Genomic DNA, 26,909 nt, shown 5'->3' with positions numbered 1-26,909 from the left:
CTTGCTCTTGCTACGGCTGCGGTACCGGCAGCGTAAAGCAGAACGCCGCGCCCGGGCCCCCGGGAAACTGCCCCGCCGGCAACGCGGCCCGCGCCGGAGACTCGGCCCAGATGCAGCCGCCATGCGCCTCCACGATCGAGCGGCAGATCGACAAGCCCATGCCCAGCCCTTCGCTGCGGGTGGTGTAGAAGGCCTCGAACAGCTTGTCGATCTGCCCTGCCTCGACGCCCGGGCCGGTATCCTCGACGCGTAGCAAAGCCTGGCCGTCGGCTTGCCGCGTGGTGCTGATCCGCAGCTCGCGCTGCCCCTGGGCGCGGGACGACATGGCCTGGATGGCATTGACCAGCAGGTTGATGATCACCTGCTGCAGCTGGATGCGGTCGCCCAGCACCTGCGGCAGCCCCGCCGCGTATTGCTGGGCAACGGCGATGCCGTGGAACTCGGCCTGGTGCCTGACCATCAACACGGTCTCGTCCGCCAGTTCGCCCAGGTGGAACGGCTGCCGGCGGGAATCGTCCTTGCGCGCCAGCGCGCGGATGCGCCGGATCACCTCGCTGGCCCGCAGCCCCTCGGCGATCATGTTCTCCACCGCATGGCGCGCTTCGCCAAGATCCGGCTCGGGGCGGTTGATCCAGCGCAGGCATGCGCCACCGTAGGTCACGATGCCGGTCAGCGGCTGGTTGACCTCGTGGGCAATCGACGCCGCCAGCTCGCCCAGCGTGGTCACGCGCGACACGTGCGCCAGCTCGGCCTGCACCCGCTGGCGTTCCTGGTTCTGCCGCAGCAGTTCGGCATACAGCCGCGCATTTTCCAGCGAGATGGCGGCCTGCGAAGCCAGCAGGGACAGCAGGTTGATCCGGCGTCCGGTAAACAGCGCGTCGGCCAGGTTGTTCTCCAGATAGAGCAGCCCCACCTGTTCGCCCTGCTTGACCAGCGCCAGGCAGGCCACCGAGCGCACGCTGCGCAGTTGCACGTCCGGGTCCTGGCCGAACCTGGCATGCGACTTGGCGTTGTCAAGCACGAAGTCCGAGCGCGTGGCGAGCGCCGCGTCGACGACGGTGCGGGGATAGGCAGCCCCGGCCGGATTGAGATAGACCGCGATGCCCGCCCGCTCGGTGCGCGCCTGCGCGGCCAGCCGCAGCGCGCCGTCCTGCCACAGGAACAGCAGCGCGCGCTGCGCGGCGGCCTGCTGCAGCGTGGTGGTCAGCAGCGCCTCGATCAGGCGGTCGAGCTGCATCTCGCCGGCCAGCACCTGCGTGGCCTTGATGGCGGTGTCCAGGTCCAGCTGCGCGGCCGGCCCGATGTAGGTGGCGGGCTGGGCGGCGGCGGCGTGGGGGCGGTCCGGCGTAGCGCACACCGTGCCCATGCCCGAGGCGTCGAACGCGCGCGCGCACGCCTCGAGCTTGTCCACCTGCCCCTCGGCGCCCCAGCGGCCGTAGGCATCGCTGGCCCTGCGCAGGTAAGCCATGGCCGGCGCCGTCAGATCCTGCTCGAAACAGCAGCGCGCGCACAGTTCGTAGGCCAGGGCTTCGTCATGCAGCAGATCCTGGTCCCGCGCCAGCCGGGCGGCCCGCTCGTAGTGCCGCATGGCCTGTAGCGGATCGCGCGCCAGGCGAGCAGCCTCGGCCTCCAGGATGCCAGCGCGCGCGCCGAAGTTGGCGGGATTCTCCAGCGCCCACGCGCTCATCTGGCGCCGATGACGATCGAACGCGGCCAAGTCCGCGCCGCCTTCCTTGCCCGGGTGCCGGCCGGCCGCGCGCGGCAGCCACGCCAGCGACAGCGCCGCGAAGAAGTGGTAGTCCGCGATCTCAAGGAAGTAAGGCGCGGCCCACAGCATCGGCTCGGCCTTGCCTGCCGCCTCCAGCGCGCCGCGGCAGTCATCCACGGCAAAGCAGGCCTGCAGCTTGCGGATCCAGTAGCAGCAGGCGGCCACCGCAAGGCGCGGATCGGCCTGCAGCCGCGCCTCGATGTCATGCGGGCCCGGCGCGCCGGCTTCCGGCACCGCCCAGCCCGGCACCCTGCCCCGCAGCACCGCCACATACCTGGCCTGCGCGTCCAGTATATCGACCACGCGCCCCAGTCCCAGGGTGCGGGCGAAGGCAAGGCCCATCTCGATCTTCGCCTCCACGCCGGCCAGCGGTTCGCCGCAAGCCAGCAGATGGGTCACCAACTGGTTGCGGCTGTAGGCGGCGAAGTTGAAATCGCCGCTCTGCCGGCCCTCATCGAAACTGCGCTCGATCAGTTCCCGCCCGCCGCGCACTGGCTGGGTCCAAGGCAACAGCAGCGCGCCGAAGCACATGTGGACCTTGGCGCGGAAGCGGCCCATGCCCTCCTGCGCCACCAGCGCCAGCCCGACCTTGCCCAGGCGGTAGCCCAGTCCGTAGTCGCCCAGGCGCGGCCCGAGCGTCATGCCAAGGTGCACGTAGCCGATGCAGGAGGCCTCGTCGTTGCCGTGTTCCAGGCTGATGATGGCTATCCAGATCGGAATCAGGTCGCGCAGGTTGCGGTCCATAAAGGAGGCGGGCGACATCACCTCGGTCAGCACGCTCAGCGTGGCGCGCCAGGCCGGATCGTGCATGCGCGGCAGGCTGGCCAGCGCCTCGACTGGCCTGCCGCCCAGCAGCAGGAGGAAGCGCCGGTATTCCCGCTCCACCTGCCCCTGTGCCTGGGGCTGGAAGTCCAGGCCCATCGTGTGGATGAAGGCCAGCCCCACCTGGACGGCCTGGTCGGACTGGTCGAGCGCGGTGTGCACGGCGACCCGCAGCCGCGTGATGGCCGCCAGCTCGGACGGCGTGCGCGCCCGCGCGCCCAGGTCCTGCAAGGTGGCCGCGGCGGCGGCCAGCCGGCCGCCGACGAACTCGCACTCCGCGCGCCCCATCGCCAGGGCCAGCGCCAGGGCGTGGTGCGTCTCCCAGGCGCCGTCGGGGAGCAGCCGCTCGCCGGCCGCGAAGTAGGCGCTGGCGGCGCCATAGGCCGTGGTCTTCATCGCGCGGTGGCCGGCGTCCTGGTTCAGCGCGGCCGCCTCGATGCGCTCGCCGGCGTCGGCGATGACACCGGCCGCCAGGTTGAACTGGTCGACCGCCTCGAACAGGGTGCTGCTGGCATCGCGGTCCAGCCGCTGCGCCAGCCGGCGCGCGAGCCTCAGGTGCAGGGCGGCGCGATCGGGTGCGGGGATCGCGCCATAGGCCGCCTCCTGGACCCGGTCGTGGGTGAAGTGATAGCCGTCGTCGACGGGCACCACAAGGCCCGCGGCCACGGCATGCGACATCAGGCTGGCGATGCCGGCCTCGCTGGCGTCCCACGCCTGGGCCGCGGTGGCCGAGGAGACCGCGCTGCCCAGGCAAGACAGCGCCGTCAGCAGCGCCCGCGTTTCGCGCGGCAGGCGCTGCAACGCCTCGGTGAGCAGGCCCAGCACGTCCATCTCGGCGTCCGGGGTTTCAGGGGCCGCGTCCGCGCGCAGCAGGTCCGAGCGGTGGAGCGCGCGCAGGTACTGCAGGAAGAACAGCGGATTGCCGCCCGTCTTCCGATGGACCAGCTGGGCGATGGCCTGCGCGCGATCGCCGCCGCAGCGCAAGGTGTCGGCCACCAGCGCGGTCAGCGCCGGCGCGTCCAGCGGCGTCATCGCCATCTCGCCGCGCAGTGCGCCTTGCTGGCGCAGCGCCGCAAGCCACTCGCCGGGCGCGCCGCCCTCGACGGCATCCGTGCGGCAGGTGCCGATCACCAGCAGGGGCTGCTGCAGCGGTGCCCGGCGCAGCGCGCCGAACACCTCCAGCGATTCGCGGTCGGTCCATTGCAGGTCGTCGAGCACCAGGACCAGCGGCGGCGCCACCGATCCGAACACGCCGAGCAGGCGGCAGAATGCCTGCAGGAAACGTGTCTTTGCCTGGCCAGTGCCTGCCTCGCCGGCGCGCGGGCGAGGCGGCAGCCAGGCCGCGAAGGCCGGCGCCAGCGCGACGAACATCTCCCCGTCGTCGCCAATCGCCGCGGCCATCGCCGCGGCCCAGCCCTGCTGCCGCGCGCCGGGCGAGGCACCGGCCTGCCTGGCGAGATCGGCGCAGATCTCCGCCACGGCTGCCAGCGGCGTACCCCGCTGGTGCTGCTGCGCCTTCGCGCGCGCCACCACGCCGCCTTCGGCCTCCAGCGATCTGCCGAAGGCCTCGGCCAGCGCGGATTTGCCGCTGCCGGCGCAGCCGGTGACCAGCACATAGGAGGCCGCGGGCGCTGGTCCGCCCTGCTCGGTGGCCTCGCGATACAGCCGGCGCAGTTCGTCCAGCGCATGCGCGCGGCCGTAGAGCCAGGTCGGCGAGGCAAAGCCGGCCAGGTCCGCGGGAACGCCATCCGGCAGCGCATCCAGGCTGCCCCGGGCCTGCCACGTATAGAGACAACGCCGCAGTTCGGCCGCCAGCGCGGCAGCGCTTGGGTAGCGCTCCTCGGGGGCTTTGGCCAGCAGGCGCATCACCATGGCCGAAAGCACCCCCGGTATGCCGGCATTGCGTTCGGTGGGCACCACCGGCTGGCGCGCGAGATGGCTGTGCACCCAGGCGACCGGTTCGCTGGCCTCCAGCGGCAGCGCGCCGGTCAGCATCTGGTAGAAGGTCACGCCCAGCGCGTAGAGATCCGCGCGCGCGTCGATCGCGGACTCGCCGCGGCCGGCCTGTTCCGGCGCCAGATACGCGAGGGTTCCCGCCAGCATCCGGGATGCCGCCGGGTGCGCGGCGCCGGGCGAGGCCACGGCGGCAATGCCGAAGCCCGCGATCCAGGCGCGCTGCCGGTCCGGCGCGACCAGCAGGTGGGCGGGCTTGATGTCCAGGTGGACCACGCCCGCGTCGTGCATGGCCGCCATCGCCTCGGCCACCGCGATGGCGATGTCGAGGAAGGCGTCCGTTGCCAACGGCTCGCCCAGCGACAGTGCCAGCGGCAAGCCGCCCTGGTCCGCGGCCACCAGGGCCGGCCGGCCATCGTAGCGGGTCAGGGCAACCGGCACCGCTGCCCACTCGGGCCGTAGCAGGTGCTGCAAGGCGTACTCGTGCTCCAGGCGCCGTTGCACCGCGCCCGCATTGGCGGCCGAACCCGCCAGCGTGACCAGCACGGACGCACATCCGGCGGCGGTCCCGCGCAGCAAGGCGATTTCGCCGTCCAGCAGATACTCGAACTGATAGTGGCGCAACGGATTCATCGAACCTTGAAAGGCATCATCGAAGCTGGGAGCGGTCTGGCGCAGGCTAAACGGCGCATGGAAGTATACCGCGCGGGCCCGGCTTCTCCGCCGCGCAGGAAGGCGTCGACAGAGGCGGCCATCCCATACCTTGGTATTAGCCGCGGCGGCCAGTGCGCCGGCCGGATCCGCACAATACCACCGTATGATTCCACGGAACGCGCCGGCGCGTTATCCTCGAGACAATCGATGGGAGTCGTTCGCCAGCTTCGTCATCGCTCATGACAACCGAGGAACACCGTGTGACAGCCACCCCGGTGATCGCCATCGTCGACGACGATGCTTCTGTCCGGCAAGCCCTGGGAAGCCTGCTCCGCTCCTTCGACATGGTTGTCGAACTCTACGCAAGCGGGAACGAGTTGCTGCAGTCCCACGCCCTCGATGCCGTCTCGTGCCTGGTCACCGACGTGCAGATGCCCGCGATGAACGGCTTCGCGCTATGCGAGGCCCTGCGCATGCGTGGGCTGTCCATCCCCGTCGTCTTCATGACGGCGTTCTCCGAGGAAAGCTACCGGCAACGCGCGGAGGCGATCGGCGCCATCTGTTGTCTCAGCAAACCCTTCATGGACCCCGAGATCATCCAATGCATCGAGAATGCCCTCGCGCGCGGCGCGGCCAGGACGCCGCAGGAAAGGCGCTGACGATGTCCGGCAGCGCGTTGACCCTGGCGCACGGCATGCGCCACGAGCGGCTGGCCCTGGGCCTGGCCGGTTTCTTTGCCGCCGCTTCGATCCGCGCCGCCGACACGCTGCTGCCGGCGCTGTCGCGCGACTTCGGCATTTCCGCCGGCATGACCGGGGTGGCGGTGACCAGCTTCATGCTGGCCTATGCCGCCTTCCAGCTGATCTACGGGCCGCTGGCCGAGCGTCACGGCAAGCTGCGTGTGATCGCGTTCGCGCTGCTGGCCTGCGCGGCGGCCAATCTCAGCCAGTCGCTGGCGCCGAGCTTCCCGTGGCTGGTGGTGCTGCGCGCCATGGCCGGCGCGGCGGCGGCCGGGGTGGTGCCGATCTGCCTGGCGCGCCTGGGCGATACCGAGCCGCTGGCCTCGCGCCAGGGCCTGCTCGCGCGCTACTCGGTGGCCACCATCTGCGGGTTGATGACGGGCCAGTGGCTGTCCGGCCTGATCGCCGACACGCTGGGCTGGCGCGCCGCCTTCGTGCTGCTGGCGGCGGGCTTTGCCGTCGCGGCCGCCGTGGTGGCCAGGGCGGCCCGCCACGACGAAACGCCGGCCCGCTGGCGGCAGGCCAGCCCCGACCTGCGGCCCAGGGCCGCCGCCCTGCTCCAGTCCGCCTGGGTGCGCCGGGTGCTCTGCATGACGCTGCTGCTGGGCTTCGTGTGCCCAAGCGTGTTCGCCTTCGTGGCGACCCATCTGAAGTTCCACTTCGGCTTGTCGCTGGCAGCGGCCGGTGCCATCACGGCCATGCACGGCATCGGCGGGCTGCTGTATGCAGGCCTCGCGCCGGCGCTGATCCGCCGGCTGGGACGCTGGCGCCTGGCGTGCCTGTCGGCCGTGCTGCTGAGCGCGGGCATGGCCTGCGTCGCGCTCGGGCAGCACTGGCTGTGGATCGCCGCCGGCTGCCTGGCCGGCGGTTGCGGCTACTACATCGTGCTGAACGCCATGCAGACCATCGCCACGCAGATGGCCCCCACGCAGCGGGCCAACGCCGTCGCCCTGTTCGCGTTCTGCCTGTTCGCGGGCCAGGGCCTGGGCGTGCTGCTCGCCGCGCGGCTGGTGGACACGGCTGGCATCCCGGCGCTGTTCGGCATCGGCGCGGTCCTGGTGCTGCTGCTGGTGCTCGAGATATCCCGGCTACTGCGGCGGCGCCCGGAAGCCGCCCTGCCCTGACCTGGCTTCAGCCCGGCGCAGCCAGGTGCCGCGCGCCGGGCGGCGTGGCGCCACGGTGGAAACCCTGCACGCGGGTCTGGATCGCCTTGTCGTTCATGGTGTGGCGCTCGTGCTGGCGCAGATGCTCCAGCCACGACTCCACCAGGAAGGTTTCGATGAAGCGGCCGGGCGCGGCCAGGTCCTCGTAGACGCCCCAGGACAACGCGCCGCCGCGGCGGCGGATGCGACGCATCTCCTGCACGGCCTTGGCAAACTCCGCGGCCTGATCCGGTGCCACGTCGTACTCCACGCAGATCATCACCGGCCCCCGGTCGTGCGAGACGTCCAGCGTCCCGGGATGCAGGTAGCCCGACGGCGCCAGGTCCAGTTCCGGCGACACGCCCAGGCGCCAGCGCAGCGCCGTGGCACTGGCCAGGGCCAGACCCGCGGCTGCGATCACCAGCGCAGAGGGAATGCCGAGCAGCCCGGCCGTCTTTCCCCACAGGGCGCTGCCGGCGGTCATGGCGCCGAAGAAGACGGTCAGGTAGGCCGCCAGCGCGCGCGCCTTGACCCAGCCCGCCGCGCTGCGCTGGGCAGCCACGTTGAGCGTGGACAGCACCGCGATCCATGCCAGCCCGGCGAACAGCAGCGCCGCCGCCAGCAGCCAGAAGTGGCGCACATAGGCCAGCGCCAGCAGGCTCAGCGCGAACAGCAGGCTGGCCAGCACCATCAGGCGGTCGGCCGGGATGCGGCGTTGCAGCCTGGGCAGCAACAGCGCGCCGCCGACCGCACCCAGGCCGATGCTGGTCAGCAGCAAGCCGTAGCCGCCCGGGCCCAGGCCCAGCTCCCGCCGTGCCACCAGCGGCAGCAGCGCCCAACCGGCGCTGCCGAACAGGAAGAACGCCACCGCCCGCACCAGCACGATCCGCAGCAGTGGCGCGGCCTCCACGTAGCGCAGCCCCGCGCGCACCGCCGAGAAAAAATGCTCCGGCGGCAAATTGCGCCGGGCAGGCTCCGATTTCCAGCGCACCAACACCAGCACCACGCCCGACACCGACAGCGCATTGAGCAGGAACACCGCCGCAGGCCCGGCGAACGACAGGATCAGGCCGCCCAGCGCGGGCCCGATGGCACGGCTGATATTGATGCCCAGCGAGTTCAGGGCGATCGCCGGCGGCAGGTCGGCCTTGGCCACCAGCTCTGGCACGATGGCCTGGAACGGGGGCGAGCTCATCGCCGCTCCGGTACTCAGCAGGAACGCGGCAAGCAGCAGGATATGGGCGTTGACCAGGCCGGCGAGCGCCAGCCCGCCCAGCACCAGCGCCACGGCCAGCGTCCACAGTTGCGCGAAGATCAGGTAGCGGCGCCGGTCCACAATGTCGGCAAGCACCCCGGAAGGCAGCGCGAACAGGAACATCGGCAGGCTGCCCGCGGCCTGCACCAGGGCCACCATCAGCGGGTCCGGGTCGAGCGACGTCATCAGCCAGCTGGCACCGACGTCATTCATCCAGGTGCCCACGTTGGACGCCACGGTGGCAATCCACAACATGCGGAATGTGCGGTGCCGCAGCGGGCTCCATGGAGAACCGGCGGCGCCGGCTTGGGATTCGGTCATGGGTAGGTGGCTAAGTTTCCGGGGCCGCTGCCCCGTCATGTGGCCGACGGCCGGAAGCACTCGCTGGCGCGGCCGGCGGCGATGCCACCGGTCGATGGCCGCATTGTGCGAACACCGTCACGGCCCGTCTACTCATACCATCGGACAGTGGCGTCCAGCGCGGGCACCACCTATGATCGGGCACCGGACTGATCCAACCCTCGGTTGCCCTGCAGCCCCATCACCGAATGATCCTGTCCGTGGCGCGCGCGCCGCCTCACCTGGCCAGCCGCGCGCCGGGCCACAGCCGCACCAGCAGCCCGCCGGCCGCGCTCGCGGTGGCCAGCGCCGCCACCCCGCTCCAGCCCCAGCGCGACAGCATCAGGCTGCCCAACGCCGCGCCCGCCGCCATGCCGGCGAACATGCCGACGAACAGCACCGCGTTGAGGCGGCTGCGCGCGCCCGGCTCGATGCCGTAGATGATGGTCTGGTGCGCCACCAGCGCAACCTGCACGCCCAGGTCGAAGCCCACCGCACTGGCCACGATCAGCCACAGCCGCACATGCGGCGCCAGCCACGGCGACAGCAGCATGGCGGCGAAGGATAGCGTGGTCAGCGCGGCGCCCAGGCGCGTGACCAGCTCGGGGCCGCGCCGGTCGGCGATGCGGCCGGCCAGCGGCGCTGCCAGCGCGCCGGCGGCGCCCGCCAGGCCGAAGGCCCCGGCGCTGGCGCTGCCCAGGTGAAAGGGCTCGCCGTGCAGCATGATGGCCAGCGTCGACCAGAACGCACTGAAGCCGACCGACAGCAGGCCCTGCGCCAGCATGGCGCGGCGCAGCGCGGCATGGCTGCGCCACAGTTTGAACAACGAACCCAGCAGCTCGCGGTAGGCCAGACGCGTGGTGGCATGGAAGTGCGGCAGCCCGCGCCATGCGGCCAGCCCGATCAGCGCGATGCTGGCGGCCGCGCCGGCGAACATCGCACGCCAGCCGAAATGCTCGGCCACAAAGCCGCTGACCACGCGAGACAGCAGGATGCCCAGCAGCAGCCCGGTCATGACGGTGCCCACCACCTTGCCACGATGCGACTCCGGCGCCAGCGTGGCGGCGGCCGGCACGATGTCCTGCGCCATGGTCGCCGCGATACCGATGGCCGCGCTCGACGCCAGCAGCAGGCCGATGCCCGACGAGGCCGCGCCGGCCAGCAGCGCCGCGGCCAGTATCGCCGCCTTGATCAGGATGATGCGGCGCCGGTCGTAGCGGTCGCCCAGCGGCGCCAGCAGCAGAATGCCCAGCGCATAACCCAGTTGCGTCAGCGTGGGCACCATGCCGACGGCGCTGTCGGAGGCGCCGATGTCGGCGCCCAGCACACCCAGCATCGGCTGGCTGTAGTAAAGCGATGCCACCGACAGCCCGGCACCGGCGGCCAATAGCAGCACGAGATGCCCAGGCAGTTTGTCGCTGGCTGCGCCGGGCGTGGCAGATGTGGCGGCGGGCGCGGACGCTTCGGTGACGGGCGCCTGTGTGCCGGGGTCGGCAGGCGTGGACGGCTCGGCGGCGGTGACCGCCAGTGCGCGTGTGGAGGGCATGATGTTCAACCTCGGTTTGGAAGCAGTGTCGAAGGGCGTTTCTGCGGTCAGGGCTGGCAAGCGGCCCCGCAGGCGCGGCCGCCAAGGGGGCGGTGTTGCACGCACGGTACGCAAGGCGAGCCGGCCGCGCTTTTGCGCGCGTGCTGCTTTTGTTCCGTTTGCACGGCCGGTGCGTTGCGGGGCGGCCCGGCCAGACGCTGAACGCCCTCAGCAGCCAACCCTGCGGCGCCAGTTGCCGGGCGAAACGCCGAGCACCCGCGAGAACGCGTGGGTGAAATGGCTCTGGTCGGAGAAGCCGCAGGCGGTGGCCACCTGCGCCAATGGCAGTGCCGTGTCGCGCAGCAGTGTGCGGGCGCGCTCCAGACGCAGCGCCATCAGCCATTGATAGGGGGCCTGCCCGGTGGTATCGCGGAAGGCGCGGGTGAAATGGCTGCGCGACAGCCTGCAGGCATCCGCGATGTCCGCGATGGACAGGTCGCCGTCGATCTGCGCGGCCAGCATCTCCTTGGCCATCGCCAAGCTGCGTTGCGACAGCAAGCGGTTGGTCTTGGGCGTGGCGACCCTGGCATTGCCATAGTGCTCGACGAGATAGGTGCCGATGGCGAATCCCAGCTGGTCGACGAACAGCCTGCTGGCGTTCTGGGGTTGGCTGAGCACCGGCACCGCCGCCTGCGCCAGACGCGCCAGCACCTCGTCCCGCTCACCCGCCGCGCCGCGCAGCCCCCGGACGCGCGAACGGCCTAGTTCCCCGCCGGTGCGTTCGATGAAGGCACGGGAAATATCCAGCAGGATGAAATCGAATTGGCCATAGAAATCGGCCTTGTAGTCCTCGTCGAAATTCCGTATGTAGATGGAGCCGTTCTCGAAGTCATGGGTGGTCGCGCGATGTGCATGGAATATCCGGCGGCGATGTCCCGTGCACAGTGAAATCCCCACCAGGAACCCGCGATCCGATGCCGGGGTGGACACCTGGCTGGCATTGCCGCTGGCCGAGGTCTTGCGATGGAACTGCATCTCGCTGCCGGCGAGCGTCTGATCGTTGCGCAGCGCGGCCGCTGCGCAACCGAATGCGTCGGTCGCGGAGGCGGCGAGTGGAGTGGGGGCGCCTGCGTTTGCGGACATAGTGTTTTGGGTGAATCAACCTGCAAGCTGGCAATCGCCTTGCCGCCCGCGGCAGCTGAGGGCGCGCCAAGAATAGCAGAGCCCTCCTGCATACACGTGAATACTTGCATGGCGGCATGCGGTGATGCGCAGTCCGTTCCTCACACGGATTTCCCAGGTGCCTGCCAGGCACCTGCAGGGGCGTACGGCCCCGTGCAATCAGGCAACGCTGGCCTGACTGCTCGCGCAGCCCTCTCATACTTTGGTCTGGGCGCCACAGACCACTCGCTGATTGTTGGCGGTCAACACGGCTCCTACCATGCAACCCGAGCACAGTGCCTTCCCGCCGGCTGCCAAAGGTCCCGATGCATGGGATGCGTGCCACGGGCCTCCATCGACACCAGGACTACCGTAATGAAATGGCGTCTCTTCCCGGCAGGGCAAGCATGAAACGCCGGCCTGTCATTCTCGCCGCGGCAGGGGCAGCGGCGGCTGCCCTGGTGGCCGCGGCCTGCATCATGTGGGAGCCGGCCATCGCGCCGATCCCCGCGCCGGCGCCCTCTTCCTTCGACCGGGCGCTGACGCTGGAGGGCGCCCGCGTGGTCGCGCTCGGCGACTGCGCGGTGTGCCATACGGCCAAGGGCGGCCAGCCCTTTGCCGGCGGCCTGCCGCTGGTCACGCCGTTCGGCACGATCTACGCCACCAACATCACGCCCGACGTGGAAACCGGCATCGGCAACTGGTCGCTGGACGCCTTCGCGCGCGCCATGCGGCACGGCATCGCGCGCGACGGCCACCAGCTCTACCCGGCGTTCCCATACATCCACTTCACCAGGATGTCGGACCGCGACATCGAGGCAGCTTATGCCTACCTGATGCGGCGCGAGCCCGTGACCGCCAAGCCACCCGCCAATGCGCTGATCTTCCCGCTCAACTTCCGGCCCCTGGTTGCCTTCTGGAACGTGCTGTTCCTGCGGCCGGGCGAAGCGCAGCGCGATCCCGCGCAAGACGAAGCCTGGAACCGCGGCCGCCTGCTGGTGGACGGACTTGGCCACTGCGCCGCCTGCCACTCGCCGCTCAATGCGATCGGCGGGGAAAAAGGGGGCCTCGCCTTCGACGGCGGCGTGGTGGACAACTGGGAAGCGCCGCCGCTGAACCACCTTGTCAACGGGCCAGTGCCCTGGACCAAGGTGCAGCTCGCCACCTACCTGCGCACCGGCATCTCCCGCGCGCATGGCGCGGCAGCCGGCCCGATGCTACCGGTCACACTCGAACTGGCCACCGTGCCGGAGGCGGACGTCGATGCCATCGCGACCTATCTGATGTCGCTGCAGAATCCGGCGCCCGCGCCAGCCGTGGTGCCGGTGTCGGCGGCCGCGCCTGACCAGTCCGCCATCGCGCGCGGCGCGACGCTGTTCACCGGGGCATGCGCCGCCTGCCACGGCCCGGGTTCGCCGATGCAAAGCGTGGGCGGGCGCCCCAGCCTCCTCACCAGTTCCGCGGTCAACGCAAGCGCGCCGCGCAACGCCATCCAGATGATGCTGCAGGGCGTGTCGTGGAACGGCGAGGACGCCATGCACTACATGCCTGCGTTCGCGCAGGCCTTCGACGACCGGCAGCTTGCCGACCTGGCGGCCTACCTGCGCGCCACCTACTCCCGGCAGCCGCCGTGGACCGGCGTGCAGGACACCATAGCGAACCTCAGGAAAGGGGACGAAGCGAGATGATCAAGCTCACCGTCAACGGCGCCAGCCACCAGTTGGACATCGATCCGTCCACGCCTCTGCTCTACGCACTGCGTGACGAACTGCACCTGCACGGCGCCAAGTTCGGCTGCGGCCTGGGCCAGTGCGGTGCCTGCACCGTCATCGTCGGCGACCGTCCCGTGTTTTCGTGCCTGATGCCAGTGGCATCGATCGGCAGCCGGCCGGTGCGCACCATCGAGAGCCTGGGCACCGCCGACCGGCCGGGCCCCTTGCAGAAGGCGTTCATCGACCACCAGGCGGCGCAGTGCGGCTACTGCATCGCCGGCATGATCATGCGCGCGCAGGCCCTGCTGGAGGCCAACGCGCATCCCACCGAGGCCGAGTTGCGGGCGCACATGGAACCCAACCTGTGCCGGTGCGGCACCCATATGCGCATCCTGGCGGCCATCCGCGCCGTGGCCGGCACGCCCGGCGCCGTGCGCCCGGGCGGGGTCAAGGCCGAGGGCAACCAAAAGGGTGCGCAATGAGCGGCGATGACGGCGACGTCGACCCGGGCCGCCGCGCCTTCCTGGTCTCGGGCTCGCTGGTGGTGGGCTTCACGCTGCTGCCGGGCCGCAAGGCCATGGCGCAGACCGTGCTGGCCGACGAGGGCGCGGCCGTGCAGGTCGCGCGGCAATACCAGGCGCTGGCGGGGAGCCTGAAGACCAACCCCTATCTCGACGCCTGGATCAGGATCGCACCCGACAACCAGGTCACGGTGTACACCGGCAAGGTCGAGCTGGGCACCGGTGTGCGCACCGCGCTGCTCCAGGTAGCGGCCGAGGAACTGCAGATGGTGCCCGCGCTGATCACCTTCCTGACCGCCGATACCGGCCGTTCGCCGGACGAAGGGCTGACCGCCGGCAGCCACACCATGGCCGACAGCGGCAGCGCCCTGCTCAACGCCGCGGCCCAGGTGCGCGGGCTGCTGACAGACGCGGCCGCGCGGCAGCTGCGTGTCGATGCGGCGTCGCTGTCGGTCGGCAATGCGCGCATCACGGCTCGCGACGGGCGCTCGCTGTCGTTCGGCGAACTGTTGCCAGCGGTAAACCTGCACCGCGCGGCAACACCCGCCTCGCCGCTGCGCGACCCGAAGTCGTTCTCCGTGATCGGCACGTCGATGCCCCGGCTGGACATTCCCGGCAAGGTCACCGGCAAGCCGGGCTATGTCCAGGACCTGGCCATGCCGGGCATGGTGCATGCGCGCGTGGTGCTGCCGCCTGCCTATGACGCCGCCCTGCTGTCGGTCGACGAGGCCGCGGTCAAGTCCATGCCCGGCGTGATCGCCGTCGTGCGCGACGGCAACCTGCTCGCCGTGGTGGCCAGGGGCGAATGGCAGGCGGTGCTCGCGCAGCGAGCGCTCGGCGCCGCCTGCCGCTGGAGCAAGGGGCGCCCCCTGCCCCGCCCCGCCGACGTGAACGCGCAGCTCAGGCAGATCTCCACGCAGCACATCGAGATCGCCAACACGCGAGGCGCAGTGCCGGCAGGCGCCAGGACGCTGGCCGCCACCTATTCCAAGCACTACCTGATGCACGGATCGATCGGCCCCTCGTGCGCCGTCGCGCAGATGCAGGACGGCGTGCTCACCGTATGGACCCACTCCCAGGGCGTCTACCCGCTGCGCGACGGCCTGGCCGAGATGCTGTCGATACCCAAGGACAAGCTGCGCTGTATCCACATGGAAGGCTCGGGCTGCTACGGGCACAACGGCGCCGACGACGCCGCGGCGCACGCCGCCTACCTGGCCCGCGCCCTGCCCGCACAGCCGGTGCGCGTGCAATGGATGCGCGACCAGGAGAATCTGTGGGACCACTACACGCCAGCCATGGTCACCGAGGTCAAGGCCTCGCTCGATGCCGGCGGCCATATCGCCGGCTGGGACTATGCGCTGTGGAGCAGCTCGCATAACGAGCGCGTGGTCAACGCGGGCCAGCTGCTGCCCGCCACCCAGCTGGCCAGACCCTTCGTTCCCGCGCCCTCGGTCCCGATGCTGCAGCCCGAGGGCGGCGGCGACCGCAACGCGATTCCGCTCTACCAGCTACCGGCCTCGCACATCGTCAATCACTTCTCGCCGACCATGCCGCTGCGCACCTCGGCGATGCGCTCGCTGGGCGCGCACATGAACGTCTTCTCGATCGAGAGCTTCATGGACGAGCTGGCCGCTGCGGCCAGCACCGACCCCGTGGCGTTCCGGCTGCGGCATATGAAAGACCAGCGCGCGCGCGACGTGATCCAGCTCGCCGCGGCCAGGTTCGGCTGGCCCGGGCGCGGCCGCAAGCCCGGCCGCGGCGTCGGCTTCGCGTTCGCCAGGTACAAGAACCTGATGGGCTACGTGGCGATCGCGCTGGAGATTTCGGTGGTGCGCGACACCGGCCTGGTGCGTCTCGAGCATGCCGAGGTGGCCGTCGATTGCGGGCAGATCGTCAATCCGGATGGCGTGCGCAACCAGATCGAGGGCGGCATCCTGCAGTCCGCGAGCTGGACGCTGTACGAGCGGCTGCGCTTCGACACCGGCGGCATCGGCAGCTTCGACTGGAGCACTTACCCGATCATGCGCTTTTCCGCCGTGCCCACCACCATCAACGTGCACCTGATCGACCGCCCCGGCACGCCGTTCCTGGGCGTGGCCGAAGCGGCGATGGGGCCCACCGCGGGCGCCCTCGGCAATGCCGTGTTCGATGCCACCGGCAAGCGCCTGCGCGACATGCCGCTGGGCGGCGAGCGGCTGCGCAGCGAAATCGCGCCGTAGCGCGGAGCTTGCCACGCCCTGTGCACCAACCGGTGCCCGGCCCCTGAACCTCAACGCCATGACCACCATGCCCACGTCCAGACCTTGCCGCGCCGTCGTGATCGGCGGCTCCCTCGGCGGCCTCTTTACCGCCATCTGCCTGCGCGCGATCGGCTGGGATGTCGATGTCTTCGAGCGGTCGCCGCAGCAGCTCGACAGCCGCGGCGGCGGGCTCGTGCTGCAGCCCGGCGTGCTCGACGCGCTGGACTTTGCCGGGGTGGCGCACCCGCCCGGCTTCGGCGTGCCGTCGAAGGACCGCATCTTCCTGGACCGCGACGGCGTGCTCCGCTGCATCTACATGCCGCAGACGCAGATCGCCTGGAACGGGCTCTATGCCCTGATAAAGGGCGCGCTCGATCCGGGCGTGATCCATGCCGGCGAGGAACTGGTCGCACTGGCCCACGAGGCCGGTCACATGACGGCCCGCTTTGCCTCCGGCCGCACCGAGCGCGCGGATCTCCTGGTCGGCGCCGACGGACCGCTGTCCACGGTGCGGCAGGCGTTGCTGCCCGGCGATGTGCCCGCCTATGCCGGCTATGTCGCCTGGCGCGGCGTGCTGCCCGAGGCTGCGCTGGATGCGCGGGCCCGGTCGCTGCTGGTCGACGCCTTTGCCTTCCAGGACGGCCCGGGACAGCAGATGCTGACCTACCTGATTCCCGGCGAGGACGGGTCGGTCCGTCACAACGAACGGCGCCTGAACTGGGTCTGGTACCGCGCGCTGCCTGCCGGAGAACCGCTGGCGGCCGTGCTGCTGGACCGCCATGGCCGACAGCACACGCATTCGCTTCCCCCGGGCGCCGTCAAGGATGCCGATGCCCAGGCGCTGCAGCTTGCCGCGGCGGACGACCTCGCGCCGGTCTTCGCCGCGCTGGTCGCATCGACCCCCGATCCCTTTCTGCAACTGATCCAGGATTACGCGGCGCCGCGCATGCGTTTCGGCCGCGCCGTGCTGCTCGGCGACGCCGCCTTCGTGGCGCGACCGCATACCGGCGCGGGCGCGGGCAAGGCGGCAGCCAATGCCGTGGCCCTGGCGCGCGCGCTGCAGGCCGGCGGGGACCGCATCGACGACGCGCTCGCGCTATGGGATCGAAGCCAATGGGCCGCGGACAAGCGTCTGGCCGAGTGGGGCATCTCGCTGGGCAGGCGCATCATGGGCGTGGTGCAGCCTGCCTAGCCGGCGCGGCGACGCGGCTCAGCGCGCCGGCACCGGCGCGAGCGACGCGTGGGGCGTGGCGGTGCGCTGCGCTGCCTTGTGCACCATGGTGTAGGCGTAGTCCACGCCCATGCCGTAGGCGCCGGAGTGTTCCTTGACCAGTTGCATCACCGCGTCGTAGGTGTCGCGGCAGGCCCAGTCGCGCTGCCATTCGAGCAGCACCTGCTGCCAGGTCACCGGCACCACGCCGGCCTGCACCATGCGCTGCATGGCGTAGTCGTGCGCTTCCTTGCTGGTGCCGCCGGACGCGTCGGCCACCATATAGATCTCGTAGTCGCTCTCGTTCATCGCACTCAGCGCGAAGGTGGTGTTGCAGACCTCCGTCCACAGGCCGGCGACGACGACCTTCTTGCGGCCGTTGGCGGCCAGCGCGTCGCGCACCTTCTGGTCGTCCCACGAGTTCATCGAGGTGCGTTCCAGCGTCGGCTGCTCGGGGAACACGTCCAGCAACTCGGGGTAGGTGTAGCCCGAGAAGGAATCCGACTCGACCGTGGTGATGGTGGTCGGGATGCTGAAGATCCTGGCGGCCTTGGCCAGGCCCACGGCATTGTTCTTCATCGCCTGGCGGTCCATCGACTGCACGCCGAAGGCCATCTGCGGCTGGTGGTCGATGAAGATCAGCTGGCTGTTTTGCGGGGTCAGCACCTGGAGTTTCGAATTGGACATGATCTGCGCTCTCTCATTGAAATTGGTTGAACTTCATGGGGCGGGGTTTTTTGTCGCCGCGCCGTCCATTGATCGAACTATACGAGAGCATCCGAGGCGCTGATGAGCGGAATCATGGATTAATTATTCAATTATTTTGATGTTAATTCCAACCCGAAAAGCGAAGGTAGCGGGCGCCGGTGCCATGACCCCGCGGGCAAAGGCTTTTCCCATCTGCCGCCGGATCGCGGTGGCGTATTTCCAGGCCAGCGGCTGGACGTCCTACGACCATCGTATGACGTTGTCAGACTAAATCAGGTCCCGGGCAACCCGATGTACGTCTGGTTGCACGGCGCCTGGTGGCGTACCTTGCTGATAGCGCCACGACGCAGCATGCGAGGCCCATCGCGCCACCAGGCAAACCAACATGAACGACCTTCTGACTCCCGATCTCGACTCAATCAGCGGCTTGGCCTTGACGCCGACACGCATCGTGCCCTCCGCCCCGGCCTGCGCGGATGGTCCCATCCGCGAGGAACGCCAATGGCGCTGCGCGCCCCGGCGCGGCGACGCCGGTGCCCGGCAGTGGGACCGCGTACCGGTGTCGCGCTGGACGCACACCGGCGCCACGCCGCTCGAGGTCAGCCATGCGGGACACGACAGCGAGCACTGCATCGGGCTGAGCCTGCGCTCGATGTCGGTCAGCTTCGCCTCGGCGGGCCGGCAGGTGTTCGATGGCCGCATCGCATCGGGCGCGGCGCAGATCACCGCACCGGGTGTGCCGGTCAATGCGGTCTTCACCTCCGCCAGCGACGTGCTGCATCTGTTCGTCTCGCAGGCAGTGCTGGCCGAGTGCTACGCCGACCAGTTCGGGCACGCGCATGCCGGCGACATGCTGCTAGGCGACCCGCGCCTGGTCACCAACCCGACCATGGAACGGCTGGGCCAGGCGCTCGCCCTGGCGCATTCGCAGGATCCCGGGCTGGGCCGCATCTTCTGCGACAGCGTCGGGCTGGCGATCGTCTCGCGCATCGTGGCCGGCCACTTCAACCGCGTCGCCGCCGATGCGCGCGTGCCGGCCAGGCTGCCCGCCTGGCGCTTGCGCAGGGTGGTGGAATTCATCGACGCCCACTTGTCGGACCCGATCGGCCTGGCCGATATCGCCGGCAGCGCGGGCCTGACCCGGATGCACTTCGCTGCCCAGTTCCGCCGTGCCACCGGCCTGCGCCCGCACGAATACTTGCTGCGACGGCGCATCGAACATGCGCAGGAGTTGCTGAGGCATGCCGACGGCAACGTACTCGACGTGGCCCTGCGCTGCGGCTTCCGCTCCCAGGCGCATTTCACCACCGTGTTCAAGCGCTTCGTCGGCGATACACCCTATTGCTGGCGCGTCAAGACCGGCAAGACTGCGAAGGCCGGCTGAGCCCCCGCCCATGACGCTGCCCACGATCCTGTCCGCTTCCATCATCCGGAGCTGAGCATGCCTGCGCACCCGAATCCCGCCACATCCCCCACCCCATCCGCGCAGGCGGACCGCCCCGACCCGTGGGGCAGCGCCATCGGCCTGCTCCGTGCGCGCCAAGCCTGCCAGCTGTACGCCGGTAGCGCCTGGCCCGATGAGGAAGACCCCCGGCACCGCCGCCACACCGCCATCGTCAGCATCGTGGAGCGGACCAGTTCCACCTTGGCGGTGATCAGCTGGCGTGATGCCACCCATTGCCGCTACGGCGCCCAGATCTGGGCTGCGGTATCGGCGCGCGAGGCTGGCGTGTGCGCCCTCAGCGGCCTCCCCATCGCCAAGGGCCAGGCGGTCTACCGCCCGCGCCCCTGCCGGCCACCGGCGCGCAACGCCGAAGCCATGATCCTCGCGTCGGTGCTACATGCGGCCCGTCCGACCGCCGACACGGATGCCTGGGCGGCATGAGGCAGGCAAGAGACGACCATCGACTTTGCTTTGAATTGAGGGGCTTCGGACTTTCGTGTGGGTAGTGCGTGCGGGTGCGAGTGGCCTGCAGCAAAACGCTGGTTAGCTCCCCTCTCCCATGAAATGGGAGAGGGGAGCTACGGCGGTGCTGGAGCTAGCCCAGCGATGAATCGACCCACACGAAAGTCGGATGAACCTGAATTGAAGGCGTCACCCATGACGATCGCTATCGCACCGGCAGCCCCGTCAGCCAGCCCCCGTCTGCTGCCCCTGCCTGCGCGCGGCCACGATGGCATCGTAGCGCCGCGAAACGCCAAGCTTGGCGAATATCTGCCTGAGATTCCACTTGACCGTCAACTCGCTGATATTCAACGCCAGCGCGATTCTCTTGTTCGACATCGACTGCTCGAGCAGCCCCAATATTTCCCGCTCCCGCCTGGTCAGGTCCGACAACGCCGTCAGGCCATCCTGCGGCGCCGCCGCGACAGTGCGATCGGGCCCGGCGGCGGGCATGGCAAGCGGTATCCCCCGCAAGCCGGCAAGGTAGTCCTCCTGCGCGCAGTCCCTGCGCCGCGGCAGGCAGCCCAGCAGGACGCGAACGCCCTTGCCTTCGTCGAGCAGCGTGCGCACCAGGCCAAGCCGGTAAGCCGTGGCCACCGCCGGCTCCATGCATGCCATCACTTCGTCGCGCCGCCCGAGCGCATCCAGCGCCAGCGCCTGCAGCAGATCGGTGGTGACCATCAGCCCCTCCCTGCCCAGTGCCGTGGCCGTGGCGCGGACGTCGTCCAGCGCCAGCAGCGCACCTTGCGCCTCGCCCATGTCCAGGAGGAGCCTGGCACGCGACAGCGCTGCGATCGCCACGATCTCGGCCGCGCGCGGTTCCGCGCCCGTCTGGTCATGCGCCAGGCCGTCGAGCGTGGCCTGCAGCGACTGCGCGTGCCGCCAGTCCCCGCCGGCAAGCACGATCCGCTGCCGTTCCGCCACCATATGCGCCATCCCGCGCCAGATGCCACGGCTGCGGAAATGCGCTTCCATATCGCTCAGGAATGCCATGGCCTCGTGCGGCAGCCCGCCAAGCACTTGCAGGCGCGCATGGCACAGCGCGGCGCGCAGCGCCACATCGGGCGACGATAGCTTGAGCATGTCGAGGCGATCCGCCAGCACCTGCCGTGCTTCCTCGGTCTTGTCGCGTTCGTACAGGACCACGGCCACCGTTGCCGCGCAGTAGCAGGCACTGACCGAGCGGCGGCCATGGTGGCGTTCCGCCTCTGCGAGCGCGTCCGTGCCCATGCGCTCGGCTTGCAGCGCATTGCCCTCCAGCAGGATCGCGCTGGCGGCGCTTGCCCTGGCCATCAGCGCCAGCTCGCCCGTGCCGGTACGCATCGCGCTTGCGGCGGCGGAGCCCAGGATATCCCGCGCCTGCGCGTGGCGGCCGCGCGCGGTCAGGCTGCGCACGGTCAGGCCAAGCCTGATGTGCTCCAGCGCCGGATGGCCCAGCGCGACGTTTTCCAGCGTTGCCAGGGTGCCGTCCAGCAGCGCCACTTCGTCGCGCTGCATGGCGATCACGGCGCGCAGCAGCCTGCCATGCCGCGACCCGCCGGCGCCAGCCCTGACGGCTTCCAGGGCGCTCAGCCATTGCTCGGCTTCGACGGGCCGCGCCGTCACCGCGCTCGCCCAGGCGGCGAGCAGCAGCAGGCGCGGATGCGCCGCCAGCCGGGCGGGAGGCACCATTTCGGCCCACTGCCGGAAGGCCCGCAACTGGCTCACGCTGGGCAAGGCCGGCATCGAACACTCGATCAGGCGGACAACGGCATCGAAATCCTCGCTCAGCAAGGCATGCGGAATCGCCTCGGCAAAGCGCCCTTGCTGCACGAACCATCCGGTGGCGCGCCGGTGCAGGCCAGCCACGTCCTGCTGGCCGCATGCCAGGCGCTGGCTCAGGAATGCCGCGAACATGGGATGAAAGCGGTACCAGCGGGCCTGGTCGTCCTCCTGCGCGGGCAACAGGAACAGGCCGCGCGCGTCGACAGCGGCGAGCAGCGCGTCCGCATGCTCCGAGCCCGTGACATGGGCGGCCAGCGCCGCATTGAAGCGCGGCAGCACCGACAAGCCTTGCATGAAGTTGAGCAACTCCGCTGGCAACCCGGCCACGACGTCTTCCGACAAGTAGGCGTGCAGGCTATCCGCATCGGGCGCCAGCGCGCGCAGGCGCACCGGATTGCGCTGCCCCGCCTTCAACGAGGCCGCCATCAGTTGCAACCCGATCGGCCAGCCGGCACAAAGCGCATGGAGCCGCGTGGCGGCGTCCAGGCCCACGCGCGCATCGAGATGCGCCTGCAGGAAGGCAAGCGTTTCCCGGAAGGAAAATGCCAGGTCCGCGCCGCCGACTTCACCTAGCTCCCCCACTGCGCGCAGACGGCCCAGCAATAGGGCTGGTGCCTCGCGCGATGCCATGACGACGTGGAGGTTGGGCAACCGTGCCTCAAGGATGGCCTGTAGCAAGGCACGGCTGGCGGGATGGCTGGTCCGGTCGGACTCGTCGATCATCAGGTACAGCTCTTCGCGCGCGCCGGCCAGCGCCTGGATATAGCCGGCAGCCAGCGATTCCGGGGCCGCCAGCGCATCGTCCTGCCATGGCGGCGCGAGCCGCGCATGCTGCAAGGCGGCACGCAGGCTGGCGCGGAACACCTCCGGCGCTTCATCTTCGGCGTCCAGCGAAAGCCACGCTACGCTGGCGCCCTCCCCGATCAGCTTCTGGCGCCACTGCGCCATCAGGATGGTCTTGCCGAAACCCGCGCCGGCAGTGATCAGCACCAGCTTGCGCTGGCGCGCGTCGTGCAGGCCGGCAAGCAGGTCTTCGCGCGGGATCGAGCGGCTGCCAAGGCGAGGCGGCGCCAGCTTGGTAGTGGGAGCAGGTTGATACCGTTCCATCGAAATTCGGCTCTCGGCAATGCGGGCCAGGCGGTGCGAGAAAAGGACCGCCGGCCTGTCCCGGTGGATATCGGGTGTCCGGACGTGGCGCGTGGGCGGGAGAACGCGCGCTTCGGGGATTGCGCGAAATATATACTAGCCATGCATGGCGCAAGCCCTGGTTTGGGGCCGCCCACCTGATCCGGGTGGCTGGGCGACTGCCCGAGCGAGGCAAGAGCGGGATGCATGCGGAGCACACGCCGCTCCGGCGCGCCGGCCGAATTGCGCCGGGCCGCCTGTACAATGCATCACCATTTCGATTGACATCGACGCTGGCCGGCATGGCCAGTGCTCGGAGACAAGAAGGCACCGGTCACCTATGCCGCAAAGCCCCTCCTCCCCCGGCGCTCGCCCGCCTGCCAGCGCGGCGCCGGAATCCACCAGCAATACAAAGCACCAGCCGCCACGCGACACGGTCAGGGTTCTGGCGCGCGAACGCGTGCTTGCGCAACTGACCGAGGCACGGCGCCGCCGCGCGATCGTGCTGCAAGGCCCGGCCGGCTGCGGGAAGACCGCCACGCTGCTGGCGTGGCGCCAGGCGCTGCTCGCACTAGGCTTCGATGTTGCCTGGCTGACCCTGTCAGCCGACGACAACGAACTGGCGCGCTGGCTCGATGCCCTGCTGGGCAGCCTGGCCCAGGTCGATACCGCGATGACACGCGAGGCGGCGTTGCTGGGCGGCCGCGGGATGGATGCGGAAGTCGTCGAGCGCACCGTGCTGGCGCTGGTGCAAGGCATCGCCAGCCATCCGCGCGACCTGGTGCTGGTGCTCGACGAACTGCACCATCTTGCCGACGCCCGCGTGCACGAGTCGCTGCAATGGCTGCTCGACTACGCGCCGCCTAACCTCCATATCGTGCTGGCGTCGCGCGGCAACGTACCGCTATCGCTCGGCCGCCTGCGGGACCAAGGGCTGGTGCTGGAACTGGACCAGCGCGACCTGCGCTTCACGCTGGCGGAATCCGGGCAATTCCTGAAGGCGCAACTCGGCGATATCAGCGCGCGCGACGCGCGCCAGCTGCACGAACTGACCGATGGCTGGGTAGCCGGGCTGCAGCTGTTTGCCACGCACTGGAAGCGGCGCCGGCAACACAGCGGCGCGCAGTCCGGCGCCGACAGTTTCGTGCGCGCCAATGTGCAGAATGCCGGCGCCTTCGCCGGCTATTTCGAACGTGAAGTGCTGGCGCGCCTGGCGCCCGCCGAGACGGAGTTGCTGGTGCGCGCGGCGGCATGCCAGCGCTTCAGCGCCTCGCTTTGCGTGGCGCTGAACGAGCAGGCGCAAAGCTCCGCCGATGTGGTCGCCCTGCTCGCCCGCCTCGACAACGACAACCTGTTCATCGCGCCCGTCGACGGGCCCGACCGGGAAACCTGGTATCGGCTGCATCCGCTGCTGCGCGAAACCCTGCTCCAGCGCTTCGGCGCGCGCAGCGAGGCACAGCAGCGCGCCGTGCATGCGGCCGCCTGGCACTGGTTCCGCGCGCACCGTTTGCTGGAAGAAGCCGTGCGCCATGCCGTGCTGGCGGGAGAAGCCGACGCGGCCGCGGATCTCGTGCAGCAATATGCCGGCACGCTCACCGCCCGGGGGGAGTTGCGCAAGCTGATCGGGCTGATGCGCCTGCTGCCGGCCGAGCAGATCGAGGCGCGCATCAAGCTGCGCCTGATGACCCTGCAGATGCAGATCTTCGCGCGCGACCTCGACGCCTGCGCGGTGAGCATCGAGCGCCTGCTCGCCGACATTCCCGAAACCGACCTGGTGGCCAGTTACCGGCTCACTATCCTGCGCTTCGGGCTGGCCGTGCAATGCGACGATACCGATGGCGCGCTGGCGCTGGTGCCCCGGCTAATGCAGGCGCCCGCCGACGCCGAACCGGTCACCCTCGGCGCGCGCAACAACCTGCTTTCGTGGCTGTACATGCACCTTGGCGAGTACGAGCGCGCGCGCCGCATCCAGGCCGAGGCGCCGCCGCTGCTGGCGGAAGGCGCGCCGCTGCTGGGCACCAGCGGCGGCAGCCTGAACGGACTCTGCATGGTCGGTTTCAGCTTCGCCCTGGAGGGCAAGATGATCCAGGTCGAGCGCATCTGCCGGGACATCCTGTTCGAGGCGGACAAGGCCGGCAGCGCCGCGGCCGAACCCGGCTACTTTGCCGCCGCGCTGCTTGGCGAAGTGCTCTACGAACAGAACGACATCGCGGGCGCGCGCCGGCTGCTGGAAGACCGCGTGGACGTGCTGGAACGCGTGTCGATTCCCGACTCGGTGCTGCGGGTGCTCCGAACGCTGTCGGCATCGCACTGGGCGGCCGGGCATCAGCTCGATGCGTTTGCCTACCTGGAGCGGCTGGAAGAGTACGCGGCGCAACGTGGCCTGGATCGCTTGCTGGCCCATAGCCTGGGGGACCAGGTCCAGCGCCATCTGTCTTGCGGCGATCCGGACGCCGCGCAGGCCGCGCTGGCGCGCCTGGAGGTCATCGATGCGCGTCACCCGCACGCACAGCCGAGCGCGCTCGATGAGATCCGGGTGGTGGCCGAACGCGCACGCATCCAGATGTGCCTTGCGCATGACGACCTTGCCGGGGCGGCGCAGCGCCTGGCGCCGCTGATCGCCCTGTGCGATGCGCGGGGCTGGCAGCGCCAGGTGGCGCAGTTGCAGTGGCAAAGCGCGGTGGTCGACTTCCGGCGCGGGCTGCCGGATGCCGCGCGCGACCAGATGCTGGCGGCCTTGCGCCGTGGGCACCGGCTTGGGCTGGTGCGCAGCCTGCTCGATGCGGATCCGGCGGGGCTTGACCTGGTCGGTGAGATCACACTGGGGCAGGCGGCGGACCCTTTGCTGGCTTTTTATGTCGAACGCCTGCGCTCCGCGCGGGAGGCGCTGGGGGGTGCCGTTCCGGACACGTCTCCTCTCTCCTCCGATGGGCAGCCGGCAAATGCCGCCGGCATGGAAGGGTTGAGCGAGCGTGAGGCCGATGTGGTGCGGTTGCTTGGGCAGGCGCTGCCCAACAAGAAAATCGCGCGGACGCTTGGGCTGTCGCCGGAGACTGTGAAGTGGCACTTGCGGAATGTTTTTCGCAAGCTTGGGGTTAGTAGTCGTGATGAGGCTGTGGCTCGGGTTCGGGATATGGAGTTGGGGGGTGGGGGGGGTTAAACCGTATGTGATTTTTGGGGGCGGCGTTGGTTTTTGCACCCAACAGCGTACGACATCCCCCTGCGGGGGGCAGAGCAATCAGGCTTGTGGGACTCGGTGGTTGCGTCGTACGGCCCTGTGTGTTGGCTAGCGTGCCCAACCGGCTCGAAGGGCATCGCAATGGCATCACCCAATGGTCACGTGGTGGGGCCCCTGATTCGCTTTGCTCGGTGCCCCTTCCCACATCTGCCGTTCGCGATGTGCAGCGCCGCGATCCTACCTGCAGTAGTGGTTTCGTGGTTTTGTCTCTAACGGTAGCCGCCCGGTCATTTGATGCCCTGCTGTACCGGCGCTAGCGGCACCTTGCTATCAACGCCCTTGGTTTCGTGGTGGGCATCGCGGACCGGTCCGCCGAGGGCCGCGCTTGCATAGCGGCGTTGGCATCTTGCACCCAAGTGCGTACGACATCCCCCTGCGGGGGACGCCGGTCACTCTTCTTTGCCTCGGCAAAGAAGACTAACGAGAAGAAAGCCGACCCTGCCGGGGGCAGAGCAATCAGGCTTGTGGGCCTCGGTGGTTGCGTCGTACGGCCCTGTGTGTTGGCTGGCGTGTCCAACCGGCTCGAAGGGCCTCGCAATGGCGTGCCCCATGGGTTTCGTGGTGGCGCCCCTGACCTCGTGTGCAGTGCCCCTTCCCACATCTGCCGTTCGCGGTGCCGAGCGCCACGATCCCGCCCGCATCGGTGGTTTCGTGGTTTTGTCTCTGGCGGCAAGCGTCCAGCCATTTGATGCCCTGCCGTACCAGCGCGAGCGGCACCTTGCTATCAACGCCCTTGGTTTCGTGGTGGGCATGGCGGACCGGTCCGCGAGGGTCACGCTCGAACATCACCGCGCCTGCTCTCCGAGACAAAACCACGAAACCAGCCACACCCGAAACGGCGCAGACCCTCGCACCGCGAACGGCAGATGTGGGAATGGGCACTGCACACGAGGTCAGGGGCACCACCACGAAACCCATGGGCATGCCATTGCGAGGCCCTGCAAGCCGGTAACGGCAGATACCAGCAGAACCGCTGCCCATACGACGAAACCAGCACCCTGCGCACCCGCGATTGCTCTGCCCCCGGCAGGGTCGGCTTTCTTCTCGTTAGTCTTCTTTGCCGAGGCAAAGAAGAGTGACCGGC

15 protein-coding genes are annotated in these 26,909 nt (G+C 69.7%); 9 read left to right on the top strand and 6 right to left on the bottom strand.

Translation table 11 applies throughout. The features are described 5' to 3' along the window. Positions 1–10 precede the first annotated feature (10 nt). Positions 11–5,176 (bottom strand): trifunctional serine/threonine-protein kinase/ATP-binding protein/sensor histidine kinase, encoded by a 5,166-nt coding sequence (locus tag AC1DS6_RS28500; protein WP_477103639.1) that lies wholly within the window; start codon positions 5,174–5,176, stop codon positions 11–13. A 281-nt stretch (positions 5,177–5,457) separates the two neighbouring features. Between AC1DS6_RS28500 and AC1DS6_RS28495 the strand changes: the two genes are divergently transcribed. Together AC1DS6_RS28495 and AC1DS6_RS28490 are read left to right on the top strand one after the other, a co-directional pair. After that, positions 5,458–5,856: a response regulator transcription factor gene (locus AC1DS6_RS28495; protein WP_441630379.1), complete on the top strand. Its 399-nt coding sequence runs from the start codon at positions 5,458–5,460 to the stop codon at positions 5,854–5,856. Positions 5,857–5,858: 2 nt separating this feature from the next. Next, positions 5,859–7,061 (top strand): MFS transporter, encoded by a 1,203-nt coding sequence (locus AC1DS6_RS28490; protein WP_441630377.1) that lies wholly within the window; start codon positions 5,859–5,861, stop codon positions 7,059–7,061. Positions 7,062–7,068: 7 nt separating this feature from the next. Here the strand turns inward: AC1DS6_RS28490 and AC1DS6_RS28485 are convergent, their stop codons facing one another. The 3 genes from AC1DS6_RS28485 to AC1DS6_RS28475 form a co-directional block, all read right to left on the bottom strand. Beyond that, the gene (locus AC1DS6_RS28485; protein ID WP_441630375.1) at positions 7,069–8,655 is read right to left on the bottom strand and encodes an MFS transporter; all 1,587 of its coding nucleotides are present in this window, start codon (positions 8,653–8,655) and stop codon (positions 7,069–7,071) included. 256 nt (positions 8,656–8,911) lie between these two features. Next, positions 8,912–10,219: an MFS transporter gene (locus AC1DS6_RS28480; RefSeq protein WP_477103638.1), complete on the bottom strand. Its 1,308-nt coding sequence runs from the start codon at positions 10,217–10,219 to the stop codon at positions 8,912–8,914. Between the two features lie 207 nt (positions 10,220–10,426). Continuing rightward, positions 10,427–11,341 (bottom strand): helix-turn-helix domain-containing protein, encoded by a 915-nt coding sequence (locus tag AC1DS6_RS28475; protein ID WP_441636008.1) that lies wholly within the window; start codon positions 11,339–11,341, stop codon positions 10,427–10,429. A gap of 425 nt (positions 11,342–11,766) precedes the next feature. On the opposite strand from AC1DS6_RS28475, the gene AC1DS6_RS28470 reads away from it, so the two are divergent. The 4 genes from AC1DS6_RS28470 to AC1DS6_RS28455 are packed head-to-tail and all read left to right on the top strand — an operon-like array spanning position 11,767 to position 17,027. Continuing rightward, entirely contained in the window at positions 11,767–13,047 is a 1,281-nt protein-coding gene (locus tag AC1DS6_RS28470; protein WP_441636006.1) for a c-type cytochrome, read from the top strand. Continuing rightward, positions 13,044–13,553 carry a (2Fe-2S)-binding protein gene (locus AC1DS6_RS28465; protein ID WP_441636004.1) on the top strand — a complete coding sequence of 170 codons (510 nt, stop codon included), beginning with the start codon at positions 13,044–13,046 and terminating at the stop codon, positions 13,551–13,553. Before AC1DS6_RS28470 ends, AC1DS6_RS28465 begins: the two co-directional genes overlap by 4 nt. After that, positions 13,550–15,814, top strand: coding sequence for a xanthine dehydrogenase family protein molybdopterin-binding subunit (locus tag AC1DS6_RS28460; protein ID WP_441636002.1), 2,265 nt, complete (start codon positions 13,550–13,552; stop codon positions 15,812–15,814). The genes AC1DS6_RS28465 and AC1DS6_RS28460 overlap by 4 nt, the downstream gene beginning before the upstream one ends. Before the next feature lie 58 nt (positions 15,815–15,872). Further along, positions 15,873–17,027 (top strand): FAD binding domain-containing protein, encoded by a 1,155-nt coding sequence (locus tag AC1DS6_RS28455; RefSeq protein WP_477103637.1) that lies wholly within the window; start codon positions 15,873–15,875, stop codon positions 17,025–17,027. An 18-nt stretch (positions 17,028–17,045) separates the two neighbouring features. On the opposite strand, the gene AC1DS6_RS28450 is transcribed toward AC1DS6_RS28455, so the two are convergent. Beyond that, entirely contained in the window at positions 17,046–17,732 is a 687-nt protein-coding gene (locus AC1DS6_RS28450; RefSeq protein ID WP_441636000.1) for a hydrolase, read from the bottom strand. A 406-nt stretch (positions 17,733–18,138) separates the two neighbouring features. On the opposite strand from AC1DS6_RS28450, the gene AC1DS6_RS28445 reads away from it, so the two are divergent. Both AC1DS6_RS28445 and AC1DS6_RS28440 read left to right on the top strand, forming a co-directional pair. Then, the gene (locus AC1DS6_RS28445; RefSeq protein WP_441635998.1) at positions 18,139–19,137 is read left to right on the top strand and encodes a helix-turn-helix transcriptional regulator; all 999 of its coding nucleotides are present in this window, start codon (positions 18,139–18,141) and stop codon (positions 19,135–19,137) included. Positions 19,138–19,194: 57 nt separating this feature from the next. Next, positions 19,195–19,638 carry a DUF3331 domain-containing protein gene (locus AC1DS6_RS28440; RefSeq protein WP_441635996.1) on the top strand — a complete coding sequence of 148 codons (444 nt, stop codon included), beginning with the start codon at positions 19,195–19,197 and terminating at the stop codon, positions 19,636–19,638. 246 nt (positions 19,639–19,884) lie between these two features. Here AC1DS6_RS28440 and AC1DS6_RS28435 read toward each other — a convergent pair whose 3' ends face one another. Further along, on the bottom strand, positions 19,885–22,569 hold the full coding sequence (locus AC1DS6_RS28435) for a winged helix-turn-helix domain-containing protein (RefSeq protein WP_477103636.1): 2,685 nt from the start codon (positions 22,567–22,569) through the stop codon (positions 19,885–19,887). A gap of 358 nt (positions 22,570–22,927) precedes the next feature. Between AC1DS6_RS28435 and AC1DS6_RS28430 the strand changes: the two genes are divergently transcribed. Then, entirely contained in the window at positions 22,928–25,747 is a 2,820-nt protein-coding gene (locus AC1DS6_RS28430; protein ID WP_441635992.1) for a winged helix-turn-helix domain-containing protein, read from the top strand. The last annotated feature ends 1,162 nt before the right edge of the window (positions 25,748–26,909 follow it).

It is taken from the genome of Cupriavidus sp. 05L310 (assembly GCF_056398185.1).
The sequence above is the reverse complement of the archived record's forward strand: the minus strand, read 5'-3'. Positions and strand labels throughout refer to the sequence as shown.

Coding starts and splice junctions, on each gene's coding strand:
- AC1DS6_RS28480 (WP_477103638.1), bottom strand. CDS start 10,219: ATGCCCTCCACACGCGCACTGGCGGTCACCGCCGCCGAGCCGTCCACG.
- AC1DS6_RS28445 (WP_441635998.1), top strand. CDS start 18,139: ATGAACGACCTTCTGACTCCCGATCTCGACTCAATCAGCGGCTTGGCC.
- AC1DS6_RS28470 (WP_441636006.1), top strand. CDS start 11,767: ATGAAACGCCGGCCTGTCATTCTCGCCGCGGCAGGGGCAGCGGCGGCT.
- AC1DS6_RS28435 (WP_477103636.1), bottom strand. CDS start 22,569: ATGGAACGGTATCAACCTGCTCCCACTACCAAGCTGGCGCCGCCTCGC.
- AC1DS6_RS28450 (WP_441636000.1), bottom strand. CDS start 17,732: ATGTCCAATTCGAAACTCCAGGTGCTGACCCCGCAAAACAGCCAGCTG.
- AC1DS6_RS28430 (WP_441635992.1), top strand. CDS start 22,928: ATGCCGCAAAGCCCCTCCTCCCCCGGCGCTCGCCCGCCTGCCAGCGCG.
- AC1DS6_RS28455 (WP_477103637.1), top strand. CDS start 15,873: ATGACCACCATGCCCACGTCCAGACCTTGCCGCGCCGTCGTGATCGGC.
- AC1DS6_RS28465 (WP_441636004.1), top strand. CDS start 13,044: ATGATCAAGCTCACCGTCAACGGCGCCAGCCACCAGTTGGACATCGAT.
- AC1DS6_RS28460 (WP_441636002.1), top strand. CDS start 13,550: ATGAGCGGCGATGACGGCGACGTCGACCCGGGCCGCCGCGCCTTCCTG.
- AC1DS6_RS28490 (WP_441630377.1), top strand. CDS start 5,859: ATGTCCGGCAGCGCGTTGACCCTGGCGCACGGCATGCGCCACGAGCGG.
- AC1DS6_RS28485 (WP_441630375.1), bottom strand. CDS start 8,655: ATGACCGAATCCCAAGCCGGCGCCGCCGGTTCTCCATGGAGCCCGCTG.
- AC1DS6_RS28440 (WP_441635996.1), top strand. CDS start 19,195: ATGCCTGCGCACCCGAATCCCGCCACATCCCCCACCCCATCCGCGCAG.
- AC1DS6_RS28475 (WP_441636008.1), bottom strand. CDS start 11,341: ATGTCCGCAAACGCAGGCGCCCCCACTCCACTCGCCGCCTCCGCGACC.
- AC1DS6_RS28500 (WP_477103639.1), bottom strand. CDS start 5,176: ATGAATCCGTTGCGCCACTATCAGTTCGAGTATCTGCTGGACGGCGAA.